The organism is Methanosaeta sp. UBA356 (assembly GCF_002496465.1).
GTDB classification, from domain to species: domain Archaea; phylum Halobacteriota; class Methanosarcinia; order Methanotrichales; family Methanotrichaceae; genus Methanothrix; species Methanothrix soehngenii.
In genome coordinates, this window is sequence record NZ_DAKC01000139.1 from 3743 (window position 1) to 4263 (window position 521).

The 521-nt window shown below is 56.0% G+C and carries 1 protein-coding gene; it reads right to left on the reverse strand.

Features of this window, described 5'->3' with window-relative positions:
- Positions 1-454 (reverse strand): arginine--tRNA ligase (gene argS, locus BP727_RS13385; RefSeq protein ID WP_286859344.1); only part of this gene is annotated, 454 nt, incomplete at its 3' end.
- Between the last annotated feature and the right edge of the window lie 67 nt (positions 455-521).

Consider the following 521-nt stretch of genomic DNA (forward strand, 5'->3'; position numbering starts at 1 on the left):
TGCAGCCCGCCCGGCGCAGTATTCTGACCAGGGTATCGCCGATCACTGAGTTTCTGATATGGCCCACATGGAGCGGCCCGTCCGGATTGGCGGAGGTGTGCTCCACTATGACCTTCTCGTTCATCCTCCCAGTCCAGGCATTGTCTGCCAGGGCCTGGTTCAAGACAGCATTCAGGAACGCTCGGTTCATGAAGAAGTTGAGGTAGGGGCCGGCAAGCTCCACCTTTTCTACATAGCGGAATTCATGGGGGATCGCCTGGTGGATCTCTCCAGCTATGGCGGCCGGGCTCTTCTTGAGGACCGGTGCCAGGCGGAAGGCCACTGAAGAGGCCAGATCGGCATGGGGGGTAAGCTCAAGCCCCAGGCTGTTTATACCCTCCTCTGGCGCGAAGCCACAGCGATCGAGGGCGCTTTTCAGCAGGCCCTCGACCTCGCTCATAAAATCAAGAAACATGGAAACACCATAATTAGATCTGAGTCCTCTGAAAGGATGAATCGATATAAGGATTACGTTGCGATTT